This window comes from Gammaproteobacteria bacterium (genome assembly GCA_003696665.1).
Lineage (GTDB): Bacteria > Pseudomonadota > Gammaproteobacteria > Enterobacterales.
This window is the reverse complement of sequence record RFGJ01000014.1, coordinates 1-13,580: the sequence shown is the minus strand read 5'-3', so window position 1 is coordinate 13,580 and position 13,580 is coordinate 1. Positions and strand designations below refer to the sequence as shown.

At 51.7% G+C, this 13,580-nt stretch carries 15 protein-coding genes; 6 read left to right on the top strand and 9 right to left on the bottom strand.

The window, feature by feature from the left end; genetic code table 11:
• From D6694_00390 to hda, 4 genes are all read left to right on the top strand, one after another.
• The coding region (locus D6694_00390) for a hypothetical protein (GenBank protein ID RMH48578.1) at positions 1-297 on the top strand (297 nt) is incomplete at its 5' end.
• Complete coding sequence (locus tag D6694_00385) at positions 269-886, top strand: CDP-alcohol phosphatidyltransferase family protein (GenBank protein RMH48577.1); 618 nt, start codon at positions 269-271, stop codon at positions 884-886. The genes D6694_00390 and D6694_00385, both read left to right, overlap by 29 nt.
• Positions 879-2,027, top strand: a complete 1,149-nt coding sequence (locus tag D6694_00380; GenBank protein RMH48576.1) for an AI-2E family transporter — start codon at positions 879-881, stop codon at positions 2,025-2,027. Before D6694_00385 ends, D6694_00380 begins: the two co-directional genes overlap by 8 nt.
• Positions 1,912-2,766: a DnaA regulatory inactivator Hda gene (gene hda / locus D6694_00375; protein RMH48575.1), complete on the top strand. Its 855-nt coding sequence runs from the start codon at positions 1,912-1,914 to the stop codon at positions 2,764-2,766. The genes D6694_00380 and hda overlap by 116 nt, the downstream gene beginning before the upstream one ends.
• Here hda and D6694_00370 read toward each other — a convergent pair.
• On the bottom strand, positions 2,681-3,052 hold the full coding sequence (locus D6694_00370) for a carboxymuconolactone decarboxylase family protein (GenBank protein RMH48574.1): 372 nt from the start codon (positions 3,050-3,052) through the stop codon (positions 2,681-2,683). The genes hda and D6694_00370 overlap by 86 nt on opposite strands.
• A gap of 145 nt (positions 3,053-3,197) precedes the next feature.
• On the opposite strand from D6694_00370, the gene D6694_00365 reads away from it, so the two are divergent.
• The gene (locus D6694_00365; protein ID RMH48582.1) at positions 3,198-3,812 is read left to right on the top strand and encodes a tRNA-(ms[2]io[6]A)-hydroxylase; all 615 of its coding nucleotides are present in this window, start codon (positions 3,198-3,200) and stop codon (positions 3,810-3,812) included.
• On the opposite strand, the gene D6694_00360 is transcribed toward D6694_00365, so the two are convergent.
• On the bottom strand, positions 3,793-4,518 hold the full coding sequence (locus D6694_00360) for a UDP-2,3-diacylglucosamine diphosphatase (GenBank protein ID RMH48573.1): 726 nt from the start codon (positions 4,516-4,518) through the stop codon (positions 3,793-3,795). The two genes, D6694_00365 and D6694_00360, sit on opposite strands and share 20 nt — an antisense overlap.
• Positions 4,515-5,099, bottom strand: coding sequence for a peptidyl-prolyl cis-trans isomerase (locus D6694_00355; GenBank protein RMH48581.1), 585 nt, complete (start codon positions 5,097-5,099; stop codon positions 4,515-4,517). The genes D6694_00360 and D6694_00355 overlap by 4 nt, the downstream gene beginning before the upstream one ends.
• Before the next feature lie 77 nt (positions 5,100-5,176).
• On the opposite strand from D6694_00355, the gene D6694_00350 reads away from it, so the two are divergent.
• Positions 5,177-6,562, top strand: a complete 1,386-nt coding sequence (locus D6694_00350) for a cysteine--tRNA ligase (protein ID RMH48580.1) — start codon at positions 5,177-5,179, stop codon at positions 6,560-6,562.
• A 23-nt stretch (positions 6,563-6,585) separates the two neighbouring features.
• Here the strand turns inward: D6694_00350 and D6694_00345 are convergent, their stop codons facing one another.
• The 6 genes from D6694_00345 to D6694_00320 all read right to left on the bottom strand — a co-directional run.
• On the bottom strand, positions 6,586-8,823 hold the full coding sequence (locus D6694_00345; GenBank protein RMH48572.1) for a hypothetical protein: 2,238 nt from the start codon (positions 8,821-8,823) through the stop codon (positions 6,586-6,588).
• Complete coding sequence (locus tag D6694_00340; GenBank protein RMH48579.1) at positions 8,824-10,110, bottom strand: amidohydrolase; 1,287 nt, start codon at positions 10,108-10,110, stop codon at positions 8,824-8,826.
• A gap of 81 nt (positions 10,111-10,191) precedes the next feature.
• Positions 10,192-11,049 carry a bifunctional methylenetetrahydrofolate dehydrogenase/methenyltetrahydrofolate cyclohydrolase FolD gene (folD, locus tag D6694_00335; GenBank protein ID RMH48571.1) on the bottom strand — a complete coding sequence of 286 codons (858 nt, stop codon included), beginning with the start codon at positions 11,047-11,049 and terminating at the stop codon, positions 10,192-10,194.
• A gap of 75 nt (positions 11,050-11,124) precedes the next feature.
• A complete protein-coding gene (locus D6694_00330) occupies positions 11,125-11,550 on the bottom strand; it encodes a phosphate ABC transporter substrate-binding protein (GenBank protein ID RMH48570.1) in 426 nt (141 codons plus the stop codon).
• An 11-nt stretch (positions 11,551-11,561) separates the two neighbouring features.
• Entirely contained in the window at positions 11,562-12,770 is a 1,209-nt protein-coding gene (locus tag D6694_00325; protein RMH48569.1) for a DNA topoisomerase IV, read from the bottom strand.
• Positions 12,771-12,794: 24 nt separating this feature from the next.
• Positions 12,795-13,580 (bottom strand): methyl-accepting chemotaxis protein (locus tag D6694_00320; protein RMH48568.1); only part of this gene is annotated, 786 nt, incomplete at its 5' end.

Below are 13,580 nucleotides of genomic sequence, written 5' to 3'. Positions count from 1 at the left end.
TATGCGGTGTTGCCAAGTTCAGGGACGGGTAGCGCGATATATCTTAAGTTCAATACACCAGATGTCGTGACACTTGCAAAGATAGAAAACTATTTGGAGGGCTTGCTGCCAGTACAAAGTGTGCACACCGTCGAATTATCAGAGGGCTCAGTGACCTTCCGATTGCGGCTGGCTGGCAGTGAACAAGCCGCCATGGAAGCGATGGCTCTTGACGGCATGGTTCGGGTCGTCGTTTCGCCGACGGAAGCAGGCGAAACGTCAAAGATTTATGAAGCACTTTGGCAAGGAGCGCAGTGACATGGAGAATGTGTGGCGGCACTTGCCCAATGTCATTACCTTGATTCGGCTCTTGTTGCTGGCACCGTTGACGTGGTTACTTATCGTCGAAGATTACGTGGCCGCATTTGTGATTTTTGTGATTGCCGGTATTTCTGATGGACTGGATGGTTTTTTGGCGCGTCGTTATGGCTGGACGAGTCGATTTGGTGCGACGCTCGACCCGGCTGCTGACAAACTTTTGGTTACCCTGACGTACGGTGTGCTGACCTGGCATGGTCACTTGTCGTGGTGGTTATTTGTCATTGTCTTTGGAAGAGACATCTTGATAGTGATTGGTTACTTCGCTTATTTGTTCTTCATTGGCACGCCGAAGATGCAGCCATTGATAATCTCAAAAATCAACACGGCGTGTCAGATTTTACTCGTTAGCTTCGTCATGATGCGCCTTGGTACCGGGATTGGCTGGGCCATTGTTGAACTTTGGGGACAATGGATTGTGGGCACGCTCGGCGTTGTCAGTGGTGCGGCTTATGTTTGGGTTTGGGGGCGAAGGGCGCGTTTGGCCAAAACACATGTGGATAGATTGAGGGAGTCGAATGATGGATAGTCTCTCGGCACGAACATTCTGGCTGACGGTGACGATTGTCACAGGTGTTGTCATCTACTTGCTCGCGCCTGTGCTGCCCCCATTTTTGGTTGCGGCGGCGATCGCTTACCTGTGCGATCCTTTGGTGGACCGGTTTGAGGCGTGTGGTTGGCCGCGCACACTTGGTGTGGTGAGCGTTTTTGCCTTGTTTATCTTATTGTTGACGGTCTTCATGATTATCGCTGTACCGGCTTTGGTCGACCAAGCCACTTATGCCGTCCAACAAGCGCCAAAAATTATGCTCTGGTTACAGGATAATGCCATTCCATATTTGGAAAAAACGTTCAACTTTACATGGCCAAGTCATGAACGTCTCGGCGAATGGATGATCGCGCATGCAGATCAAAATATCGCTTGGTTAAAAACCATCGGCGTCTATTCAGTTTCATGGATGAACTTTGTCTTTGTGATTCCGGTGGTGCTGGTGGCAGCGTTTTATTTGCTTCGTGATTGGGACCACTTGGTGGCATTTCTGGGTGAACTTGTGCCACGTAAGCATGTCGGCAGCGTGACCCGCGTCGTGTCAGATATTGATCACGTCCTGTCCGCTTTTGTTCGAGGACAATTATTGGTGATGTTTGCCTTAGGGTTGATCTATTGGCTCGGCCTACAGATGGTTGGTTTGAATCTGGCCTTTTTGATTGGTGTTGTGGCAGGGCTGGCAAGCATCGTGCCTTACTTGGGCGTTATTTTGGGGCTTCTGTTTGCGTGTGTGGCCGCCATTGTCCAATTTCAGTCATTTGAACCACTGATTTATGTTGGCGTTGTTTTTGCTGTTGGCCAAATGTTGGAAGGATTTGTGTTAACCCCTTGGCTTGTTGGTGATCGCATCGGCTTACACCCAGTGGCGGTGATTTTTGCAGTGATGGCCGGCGGGCACTTATTGGGATTTACCGGCGTGCTGATCGGTTTACCCTTGGCGGCGGCCATTGCGGTGATATTGCGTCATTTTCACCAGAGGTATCAACGCAGCAAGTTCTATCAAAATGACGACGTCTATTGCGAGAAGCGGCCGGTATCCGATGCGTTGGCGCAAAGCCCATCTGAAGCTGATGACAAAGATGAAGACGCGGTGGACGATGGAAGTGAGCGAGATGCCTAGGCAGCTTCCCTTGCCTTTTATGAATCAGGTGCAACCGCGATTTGCTAATTTTGTACGTGGTCCCAATCAATTAGCGGTTGATGCGTTGCGGCAATGGGCATCAACGTCTTCAGAGTGGACCTATTTGTATGGCGGCCATGGAACCGGTGTGACGCACTTGTTACTCGCGGCCACGGCCTTGGCGGCCGAGCTTTCAGGCAAGACAATGTACCTGAGTTTGCGCGAGGATGGATTAACGCCGGAAAGCCTGGCTGGGTTGGAACAATTTGGGCACATTGCCCTTGATGATATCGACGTGGTGGCTGGCCACTCTGATTGGGAGCTGGCGCTGTTTTCCTTATGCAACGGGGTCAAAGATAATGAGCATGCCATCCTTTTCGGGGCCCATAGCGCGCCAGAGCGTACCGATTGGCGACTGCCCGACTTGCGGTCACGTTTACAGTCTGCGGCTCGCTATCGTCTCAAAGCATTGGCTGATGAAGAGCGATTAATCGCGTTGCAACGACATCTTGCTGAACGAGGCCTGTCTTTGTCGGACGAAGCAGGCCGCTATCTGTTACGACGCGGCCCGCGTGATATGCGACATTTGCTCAGTGTGATTGAACGCCTGGACCATGCATCATTGGTGCAAAAACGCCCGCTAACAGTTCCTTTTATTCGTGACGTGATGGGGTGGTCTGTGACGGCTCAGAATAAAGAAAATCAAGGCTCTCTGCCGCATGGCGCAGATGAGGAATGACGATAGAACCACCCACAAGTAGTGCGACCCCCAGGGCTTCATCGATCTGTGCGCGAGTGTATCCAGCCTTCACAGCCTGCTCCAAGTGGTAGTCAATACAATCATTACAACGGAGCACGGTCGAGGCCACTAACCCCAGAAGTTCTTTCGTGCCTTTGTCCAGCGCCCCATCATTGTAGGTTTGCTTATCCAGCGAGAATAAGCGTTTGATTGTCAGGTTGTCCGTTTTGAGGACGGCTTCGTTACCCTTTTCGCGCTTCGTTCTAAACGCTTCAAACGGGTGCATGAGACTCTCCCTTTAGATTTGCCATGAAACTTCGGTAACCGTAGTTGTATCAAAAACGACTCACGGTGTCAGTTAGCCATTCGTGCTCAGCAATCAATTTGATAGAATCGCGGCTTAAAACGGCATGTGGACAAATACCATGACAATTGATTTGCAGCCGGTGTATGACTTTTTGTTAGTGCCGACCCCAAAGCAGTGGATTGATGCAGCCTTGGAACACCCTGAGATCTTGCTGATTGATCATGCGCATTGCGAAAAAAAGGCTGCCGGCACTGCGTTAAAACTGATGTTTCGTTACACCGACTACGCCTTGTTGCAGCACAAATTATCTCGCCTGGCACGCGAGGAGCTTAGACATTTCGAGCAGGTGCTGGCGATGATAGAGTCCCGAGGTTACCGATATCGGCCTTTGTCGGCATCACGTTATGCGCGTTGTTTGCATGAAGGGATTCGAACCACAGAACCTGGTCGTTTGGCAGACACACTGATTGTGGGGGCCATTATCGAAGCACGTTCATGCGAACGTTTTGCTGCGTTAGCGCCGCATTTGGAAGATGAAGCGCTTGCCAAGTACTATCGGTTTCTTTTGAAATCGGAAAGCCGCCATTTTTCCGACTATTTGGCGTTGGCAAGAAGTGTCGATACCGATCTGGATGCACGGATTCGTTTTTTCGTTGAACGTGAAGCCGAGCTCATCACATCGGTCGACGACAACTTTCGGTTTCATAGCGGTGTCCCGTCTATGGTGCGACAAAGTTAATCAATTGTCGATGGCCATTATGACACTGGCAGTAGCAGCCCGTCTTACCCCAGTCACCAAGGACAATCCGTTCAGCGAGGCGCCCGTCACACTCGATTTGATGGATGGCTTGTCTATGTGTATGTCCATGAATCATCCGATGCACATCGTATGTTCTGAACGCCGCTAAAACAGCATCGGGATTGACGTCGGTGATCGATTCGTTGTACTCCGCTTGTTTTTGGCGGCTGTGTGAGCGGGCGTCTTCCGCGAATGCAATGCGCGAAGCCAATGGCTGAGACAGGAAGGCAGCTTGCCACTCGGGATCACGCACCTTCCGGCGAAATGCCTGATATTCAAGATCGTCGGTGCATAGCTCGTCACCATGAGTGATTAGGGAGGGAATGCCGCCGATGGTTTCAACGCTAGGCTCAGCAAGCAGTTTGGCGCCGACTCTTTCGCAAAACGTCTGTCCAATCAGAAAGTCCCGATTACCGTGCATAATTACAAGCGTGCGACCGGTTGCTGTGTAGTTTCGGAGTTTTTGTTCAATGTCGCTTAGCCATGGATGTGAAAAATCATCGCCTATCCAGTACTCGAAAAAGTCACCGAGGATAAAAAGTCGATCGCCCTCATAGGCAGGCCCGGTGATGAAATGGTTGAACAGGCGTGTCAAATCCTCACGATCCGGTTGCAGGTGGAGGTCTGAAATGAGTAGATCGGTCATTGGTTAAGCCACGTGTTGAGCGGCGTCAGAACACGCCGGGCTCTTATGATGATAATGTCCTCCAACGGGCGATGTGGCCCGAGATTGGGATCAGGCGCAACTGGACTTTGTTCAATCTTATCAATCACATCCATGCCTTCGATAACTTTACCGAATACCGTGTATCCCGGTTTGCCGTTCTGGTAGTCGAGTCGGGTATTATCCGCCGTATTGATATAAAACTGGCTGGTGGCCGAATTGGGATCTTGTGTTCTCGCCATGGCGATGGTACCGCGTAGGTTGGACAAACCATTGTGGCTCTCATTGGGGATGGGAGGCAAGGTTTCTTTGGGTGTTCCATCGGGCGTATAACCGCCTCCTTGGATGACAAACCCCCGAACCACACGATGAATGATAGTACCGTCGTAGAAGCCGCCTTGAACATATTTCATAAAGTTATCAACAGTCTTGGGCGCTTTGTCGGGATAGAGTGCTACAACAAAGGTACCCACATTGGTTTCAAAGCGGACCTTGATAGGATCTGCGGCAGTTGCACAACTCCATAACAAGCAAAGCGCAACAAATAGGATGACTCGTTTCATGGACAGTAATCTGTGTGAGTGAATGCTCGCAATGATATAATGCCACGCAATCATTGCACAGTCCCAAAATGGCAGCCATGCTTCAAATATTCAATAGTTTGACTCGACAAAAAGAAATTTTTCAACCGCTCGATGGCCATCGAGTACGGATGTATGTTTGTGGTGTCACCGTTTACGACTTCTGTCATATTGGGCATGGCCGAACTTTTGTCGCATTTGATGTCATTACACGTTACCTGCGTTGGCGAGGGTATGACCTGACATTCGTGCGGAACATCACTGATATTGATGACAAAATTATTCGTCGCGCGAATGAACTGGGCATTTCATTTGAGGCACTGACCGAACGTTATATAAAGGCGATGCATGAAGATTTCGAACGTTTGGGGATGTTGCCACCCGACGTCGAACCTCGCGCCACCGAGTATATCCCTCAAATGATCGAGCTCATTGAACGTTTGATTAAAAAGGGACATGCCTATGTTGGGGAAAATGGAGATGTTTATTACGACGTGTCCAAGTATCCAGCGTATGGTTGCTTGAGCCATCAAGATATTTCTCAATTGCGCGCCGGGGCACGGATTGAAGTGAGCGAGGCCAAAGAAGACCCACTGGATTTTGTGTTGTGGAAGCAAGCCAAGCCTGGGGAGCCAAGCTGGCCATCGCCATGGGGTGACGGCAGGCCTGGGTGGCATATCGAATGTTCGGTCATGTCAATGCACAATTTGGGCGAGCAATTTGACATTCATGGTGGCGGTTCTGATTTGATGTTTCCGCATCATGAAAATGAAATCGCACAATCGGAAGGGGCGACCGGGTGCCAGTATGCGAAACTGTGGATGCATACAGGGATGGTGAAGGTCAATGACGAGAAAATGTCAAAAAGCCTCGGTAACTTTTTCACCATTCGCGAGGTTTTGGCGCATTATCCGGCCGAAGTCGTCCGATTCTTTATGGTCAGCAGTCACTATCGCTCGCCATTAAATTATTCAACGGACAATTTAGACAAAGCCAAGGCAGGTTTGGAGCGTTTGTATAATGCGCTTCGTGATGTCGAGCCGCATGAGAAGGCGCTGGATCCGTGTGACGAAGCATTCCGTACCCGGTTTGTCGAGGCAATGGATGATGATTTTAATACGCCCGAGGCAGTGGCAGTGTTGTTTGACATGGCTCGTACACTGAACAAGTTAAAGGTGGAAAACAAAAGTAGAGCACAAGGTTTGGCATGGTTGCTGAAATCACTGGCTGGTGTGCTTGGGCATTTGCAGGCGGATCCTGAGGATTTCCTCAAGGGTGGCACTGACGATGAAGAAGTTCGTGAAATTGAGCGCCTGATTGCGGCGCGGACGGCGGCACGTAAGGCTAGAAACTGGGCCGAAGCAGACCGCATTCGCGATACGTTGGCAGCACGTGGGATTGTGCTTGAGGATACGCCGAGCGGTACCATTTGGAAGCGGCAATAGCACGCCGCTTCCAGCACCGCGAATTACCAGTCGATAGCGTAGGAAAATTTGGCAAACCAGCCGCTTTCAAGTTGATGCAGGCTGGTTTTGGCATCCGGCGAAGTAAAGGCTTTATCCAGCCCGAAATAAACCAACGTCTGGGGATTGACGCGATAACCGAACAACAGTTGAGCACCTAAATCTGATGTTTGGGCTTCAACCGGATCGACATACAAGTTGGGATTGCGATTGATTTTGCTGTATTGCGCGGTGAGGCGCACAAAAAGCTCGGCCGTGTGCCAGTAGACCACTCGCAAATCATCGAGTTGTACTTTGAAGAGTTCTCCGCCTGCTACGTCAAGTGTTTCCTCGAAGTGGTCGAGGTCGACGCGCCAGTGTCGATTGATGTGCCAGCCGACTTCCGGCGAGTAGGCGAGGGACTGAGCCGGTCGCACGTGGGTATAATCAATATCGTCCCCTTGGCTAACGTAGAGTTCAAGGCGCAAGAAAGGCGTCGGGCGAAGCGCGGTGAAAAACTGAGTGCGCTGCTGGTCGAAGCGAGTGCCTGAAAACACGGTGTCTTGTGTCTCGTATCCCAACCGAACGATGCTTTGCCACGGACCAAAGATGCGGAAATTGATGCTTTTTTGATTATCGAGCAAGGTGCGGTCGTCTTCGCGCTTGCTTTTTTCCCACTCCACTGAAAGTTTCGCGCGTGACCACCAGTCCTCCTGGGTGCCATACCATGTGTGCGTGAGTTCCCCGCGAGTTTCGGTAAATCCACTCCTGTCCAGAAAGGCCAGTCCCGGCTGGAAGGCTTCGCCCAAGGATAAGTGCTCAAGTTGGGCTTCCCAATGTTCGGTCTTGAGTTGATAGCCAAGCAAAAAGGCTTTATCGCTTGTTTCTGTTTTGCAAACTTTGCCCTCAAGGCGCAATTGTTCTGGATAGGTGGCAGCGTTGTAGGCGTATTGAATCGTCAATTGTTGTTGTGCATCAATATCCCAGCGCCAATCGGTAGACATGACTTGATTGTCATAGGAACGACTATGCCGGTCGGTCACCAGAAGCCCCAGTGTGGTATCACCAAGGTTCTGCCTTGCCCGCAAGGCGAGATTTCGGCTTTTTTCGTCCAAGGTCACAATTTCGGAGGATTCTGGGCCAACCAGCAAAAAGTTGGTACTGGTGTCTTCTGCGGCAAATACGGAAAGGCTCGTCTTTCCGGTCACGCCATTGAGCCTGAGGCCCCAGTCAGGATCGGCGACAAGTCGTGTGTAGAGCAAATTGATTGGAGCATTAAATTGATCGGCGCCTTCAAGGAAAAATGGCCGTTTTTCTTCAAAAAATAGCGCTCGAGTGGTATTGACGGTACTTTGCGGGGCGTCCGCTTCAATTTGTGAGAAATCGGGATTAATTGTCGCGTTCAGCGTCCACGATGCATCCATTGCCCAACGGATATCGAGGCTGGCTTCCCGGGTGTCGGTGCTCTCGTATGGAACACTGATGTCATCACGCGCGCGTTGATGACCAGCGACCAATGATGGCGTGATGAGCCAACGGGTGCCTTTGGTGCTGTGCGGCATGCCGGTCAGTGGCATCATTTGGCAGAGATGGCAGCGAATGTCACGACGCCGGGGGTTACTGGCCAATCGTTGCCGAAATTTTCCCTGGCGGAAGCGTAACAGTTCTACACCCCAGGGCTGATTGCTATCCACCGAACGAAAAATTGAGAGCGGTATGGCCATCTCCACCACGTAGCCATCCTGCAATATTTTACCTGCGGACGACCAGATGGCATCCCAACTTGCTGACTCCTGTTGATTGAGGTCGTCTTCTATGGCGTCAATTTGGATGCCAAGTGGCGTGACGAAGAATTGATAAGCAATATGCCCCTGACCGGTTGGGTCAAGCAAAATGCCGACGGTGTCATCTGAAAAAGCCCTATCTCGATCTTGGTAGAAGGCGCGAATGTTAGCAGGATCGGGCTCCATTGCTCGAAAGGCGACATACAGGTTTTTCTCATCCCGCATCAACCATGCCGTGGTCTCGACTTCAGCCGGGACATTATCGCGTGGTCGCGTTTCAATATTGACGGGTACGCGTACCGCCTGAGACCACTCGTTTCTTCCCAGGGCGCCATCGATCACGGGAGGCTTGTCGGTTTGCGAAATCTTGATAGCTTGCAGAGCAGCGCTGGCCAAGCCATCGACAGGTGCGGTGAGCAAGGCGCACAGCACGACGGCAGACGGAAAAAATTTCACATGTTCCAGCATCAACCATACCACTTAGTTTGCACTGAATTTTGGCTGTTTTTCGAACAATTGTTTGGCCAACACAGTCATGGCCTTGACGCCAACAGGGATGGCGGTCTTGGCATCCGGTGCCCAAAAAGGCGAGTGCAGAGAAGGCAATGTCGATTGGCCCTGTTGCGCCTTTTCCCATTGCGCCTGCGGGACCGCACCCAGCCAGAAAATAAACGATGGAATGTGCGGGCTCACCGCACCAAATCGACCAAAATCTTCCCCGCCCATCACTGGCGGAACCGACTTAATTACGACGTCATTCAGGGCGTGTTGCCAAGTGTTGATAGCAAAATCAACCAATTGCGGATGATTGTAAGTGGAGGGCGTGTATTCATCTTCTTGCACGGTCACAACCGGCATTCTGTCTTTGGGCAAGCCCGCCGAAATGGCCAATCCTGTCGCTAACCGTTTCAGCGCTTCAATGATTTGGTTGCGCACTATTTTGGAATAGGCACGCAAAGTTAACTGCAGATGTACACGATCGGGAATAATATTGTGCTTTGTCCCACCGTGTATTGAACCAACAGTCAGCACCGCAGGTTCAATGGGATTGATTTCCCGGCTGATGATGGTTTGCAAATCGACAACCAACCGTGAGGCCAATACCACCGGGTCCTTGGTCCGGTGAGGGTAGGCGCCGTGGCCGCCCAAACCAAAGACGTCAATGTCGATCGAGTCAACACTCGCCAATGCGTAGCCGGCAGTGTAACCGATGCTACCAGCAGGCAGGCTGGCGCTGTCATGGAGCGCCAGATTGTAGTCGGGCCGAGGGAAGCGTTCAAATAAGCCATCTGCTAACATGGCTTTGGCGCCTCCACCCCGTTCTTCTGCCGGTTGGCCAATGAGCATTAGTGTGCCATGCCATTCGCTGCGGTGCTTGGCCATATGCTCGGCAACCCCTATCAATACAGTCATGTGCACATCGTGGCCACAAGCGTGCATCAGGCTGACTTTCTGTCCATCTGGTTGTATCACTGTTTTCTGACTGGCAAATGGCAAACCGGTTTGCTCTTTCACGGGCAGCGCGTCCATGTCTGCCCTGATCATCACAGTAGGGCCGTCACCGTTCTTCAATAATGCGACAACACCGTGGCCGCCAATCCCGGTATGGACTTCATAATCCAGCGACTCGAGCGTCGTCGCAAGAAATTTGGCTGTTTCTTTTTCTTGATAGGAAAGCTCTGGATTCTGGTGTAAATGACGGTAAATCTTGAGCAACTCCAGCGAGTTTGCTTGTACGGTGCATGATAGCCAGACCAACAGGCCTATCGAAAAGACGCGCATATCGAACCCCTTAAGCAATGAAACTTGTCAAGAGGCTACCTTGATTTGCGATGAATGTCACTTGTATCAGCCTTTATGCAATTGATCGGCTGCGTGCAGTGTATTCTCAAGCAGCGTGGCGACTGTCATCGGACCAACACCACCCGGTACCGGTGTGATCCAGGCCGCACGTTTTGCTGCTTCCGCAAAGCCGACATCGCCCACGAGTTTACCGGATGGCAACCGATTAATGCCTACGTCAATGACAATGCTGCCTGGCTTGACCCATTCCCCAGGCACAAGCTCCGGTTTTCCAACGGCCACAATAAGCAACTCGGCCCGACCGACATGGGCACGGAGATCGCGGGTAAAACGGTGGGTCACGGTCACTGTCGCGCCGGCCAACAGTAATTCGAGGGCCATTGGTCGGCCGACAATGTTTGAGGCGCCGACGATCACGGCCTCAACACCGTGAAGGTCGATGCCAGTGGTGGCCAGCATGGTCATAATACCGGCTGGTGTGCAGGGCCGTAATAACGGGCGGCGTTGTGCTAGCCTGCCAATATTAAGGGCATGGAAACCATCAACATCTTTATCAGGATGAATGGCATCCAAAATACGTTCGGCATTGATGTGTTTGGGCAATGGTAGCTGCACCAAAATGCCATCGACTGCGGGATCGTGATTGAGTGTGTTGATGAGCTCAAGCAGTTCGTGCTCTAACGTATCCTCTGGCAGGTTGTGATGAAACGAAACGAACCCGACTTCTTCGCACGCCTGACGCTTGCGCCGGACGTAGATTTGTGAGGCGGGGTCTTCACCAACAAGAATGACAGCCAAGCCCGGCGCACGCAAGCCTTCTGCCAGTCGTGCTTCGACTCCTTTTTTTACCCGTTGCCGGACGTTGGCGGCGATGGTGCGCCCGTCGAGAATTTGTGCGGCCATTGACTTAAATATTCAAGTTCGCGACAGGCGCGTATTGTCGCAAGAAACAGATGGCATGCCAAGGGCCATTAGGCGCTATGGCAATTCAAATACCACCTTGACACTACTGTCGACAACACTGCTATCGACGTAGCCGATGACGTTTGGATTGGCCGCCACCAGTGCTTTTACGTCAGCATCTGTGCCGCTGTCCTTGGGTGGTGTCCCTTTCCCGGTGAAGACAAGTCGAGACCAATAGGCTTTATATTGACTCGGTGTTTTCTTGAGGATCGCCCGATTGAATTTTTCTCGTATCGGAGAGCCCTCGTTCTGATTGATCGGGATTGCCTGTTGGCCATTAGGGAACTTTTTTGTTTTTCCCAGAAAGATGCGAGCGATGTCATCGGCGGAAAGCGTGTCAATACCGGATGAAGGGTGAACAATGACCGCAATGCCAGCATAGGCCGTGCTTCCAATCACCAGGGCCGCAGCTGCGATAAGGAGGGTAATGTATTTACGCATGGTGCACCTCGTTAGAAAATGGTTTGCAGGGACACAGAAAAGACACGCTGATCGAGTGTCTGGCCACCCCAGATAGGACTGTTGTCTTCGACGTCATCCAGCTGAAATTTCAGCGCTGTGTTCGGGGCAAGATCCCATCTGGCGCCAAATGAGAGCGTATCCATATCGCCGACTTGTGCCGCAGCGATGCTTTGCAGGGATGCGATCAAGACATCAGTGCTGCCAACCCCTGGAATGGCGACGCCTGCTGGGATACCAGCTTCCGGATGGGTGGCTTCGTCACGGGTGCGTTGTGCGGTGACATTGAACAGCCAATTGCCGGTACGATAACCGACCATGACGTAATCCCGCACATCTTTCGAAAACAGGGTGTTGTCGTAGTCGAACTCAACGTGTTCGGCAGCCAGCAAATAGGTTCCGGTGTCAATGGATAGGCCAATGCCGATAAAGGTAGCATCATCTTCTTCGGCGAGCAGGCGGTCGGCATTGGCCGAAAAACCCAGAAGACGAAGGGTGTTGGCAAAGCTACCAATGGTGTCGGTGCTTGAGATCGGGATGCCCGTTACGTCAACCGATAAGGTGGCCGCGTGATAGGCAGCGCGTACCGTCCACCAATCCTGGCCGAAGGTGAACGCCACGCCAAACTGGTTGCGTGAACGTGTCTCTGCTTCCGGTGCACCTTCTGCCGGCACAAAACTATCGGTGAAGGCGCCATAATAAACTTGTAAACTGCTGTCGAAATCACCGAGCACAAATGTCGTGTAATAGTCGACGCCCTCAATATTGTTAAATGGCAAATAATACACGGCGCTGGGTGGACGCACCCAAGTGTAGGCGTAGCCAACGTCAACAAAGTCGGAATACAGGTACAGTGGCATCCGTAGGCGTCCGAATCTCACTTTTCCGTTATCTGTGGCCTGATAACTGAGGTAGGCCCATTCGGCCTCGACGTTGTAATTTTCATTACCCCGTGCCACCATCTGCGCCGTGGCGCTCACCTTGTCAGAAATTTGTCCGCTGACCTGTAGGCCAAACAAAGTGCCTTGTTCAAAAGTGAAATCGGATTCACTGTATCCGGCAAAACTGATACTGTTGGCGTCATCGACAAGTCCCGCTGTCACGCTCATAAACCCGGTAAATTCAATATCACCGGCGTGCGTGAGGCCAGAAATGGCACTGGCCAGTAGCGTAACTGTCCAGAGTTTTTTGTTGTGAGACATATTTTGTACTCCTCTTTGTTGTCGCTAGATACTGAATTGACGGGCGACCGATTCCAATTTGCTCGCTAATCGGGCGAGTTCATTGGAAACTTCTGCCATGCGTCCGGCGCTGCTGCTGGTTTTCTGCGAATGTTCATTGATGGCCTTGACGAAATCCACAATTCTATGCGCAACCGCTTGCTGTTCTTCGGTGGCGTCTGCAATTTCGATGTTCATTTGCGAGATGGTGGTGACCGTTTGCGTGATGGACTCTAGGCTGCGTCCGGCGTTCACCGAGTTCTCGACACTGATTTCGGCTTGTTGGGTCCCTTTGTTCATCACATCGACCGCTGTTCGAGCAGCCGCTTGTAGCCGCTCAATGATGTTCTGGATTTCTGTGGTCGACTCTTGGGTGCGCGAGGCGAGTGTACGCACTTCGTCGGCAACGACGGCAAAACCGCGCCCTTGTTCTCCAGCACGAGCGGCTTCGATGGCTGCATTGAGCGCGAGCAGATTGGTTTGTTCGGCAATGCTTTTAATGACATCCAGCACCATCCCTACGGAAACGCTGTCGGCATCCAGTTGCTGTATGACCTCTGCTGCTTGGCGAACGTCATCTGCAAGGGTTCGTATTTGTGTAATATTTTCCTGTACGATCCCCAAGCCAGCTTTCGCCTCATTATCGGCTTGTTGGGCAGATTTGGCGGCTTTCGCTGCGCTGGAAGCGACAGACACGACGCGCTCACTCATCTCATTGACGGCATTTTGCACATCTTGTGCGCCGCGTTGTTGCTCCTCGACCTGGTTTCGTGTCTCATTGGTGACCTCATT

Excerpts from the sequence above, each read along its gene's own strand:
- folD (RMH48571.1), bottom strand. The coding sequence starts at position 11,049 with ATGGCCGCACAAATTCTCGACGGGCGCACCATCGCCGCCAACGTCCGG.
- D6694_00350 (RMH48580.1), top strand. The coding sequence starts at position 5,177 with ATGCTTCAAATATTCAATAGTTTGACTCGACAAAAAGAAATTTTTCAA.
- D6694_00380 (RMH48576.1), top strand. The coding sequence starts at position 879 with ATGGATAGTCTCTCGGCACGAACATTCTGGCTGACGGTGACGATTGTC.
- D6694_00330 (RMH48570.1), bottom strand. The coding sequence starts at position 11,550 with ATGCGTAAATACATTACCCTCCTTATCGCAGCTGCGGCCCTGGTGATT.
- hda (RMH48575.1), top strand. The coding sequence starts at position 1,912 with ATGACGACGTCTATTGCGAGAAGCGGCCGGTATCCGATGCGTTGGCGC.
- D6694_00370 (RMH48574.1), bottom strand. The coding sequence starts at position 3,052 with ATGCACCCGTTTGAAGCGTTTAGAACGAAGCGCGAAAAGGGTAACGAA.
- D6694_00325 (RMH48569.1), bottom strand. The coding sequence starts at position 12,770 with ATGTCTCACAACAAAAAACTCTGGACAGTTACGCTACTGGCCAGTGCC.
- D6694_00385 (RMH48577.1), top strand. The coding sequence starts at position 269 with ATGAAGCACTTTGGCAAGGAGCGCAGTGACATGGAGAATGTGTGGCGG.
- D6694_00360 (RMH48573.1), bottom strand. The coding sequence starts at position 4,518 with ATGACCGATCTACTCATTTCAGACCTCCACCTGCAACCGGATCGTGAG.
- D6694_00355 (RMH48581.1), bottom strand. The coding sequence starts at position 5,099 with ATGAAACGAGTCATCCTATTTGTTGCGCTTTGCTTGTTATGGAGTTGT.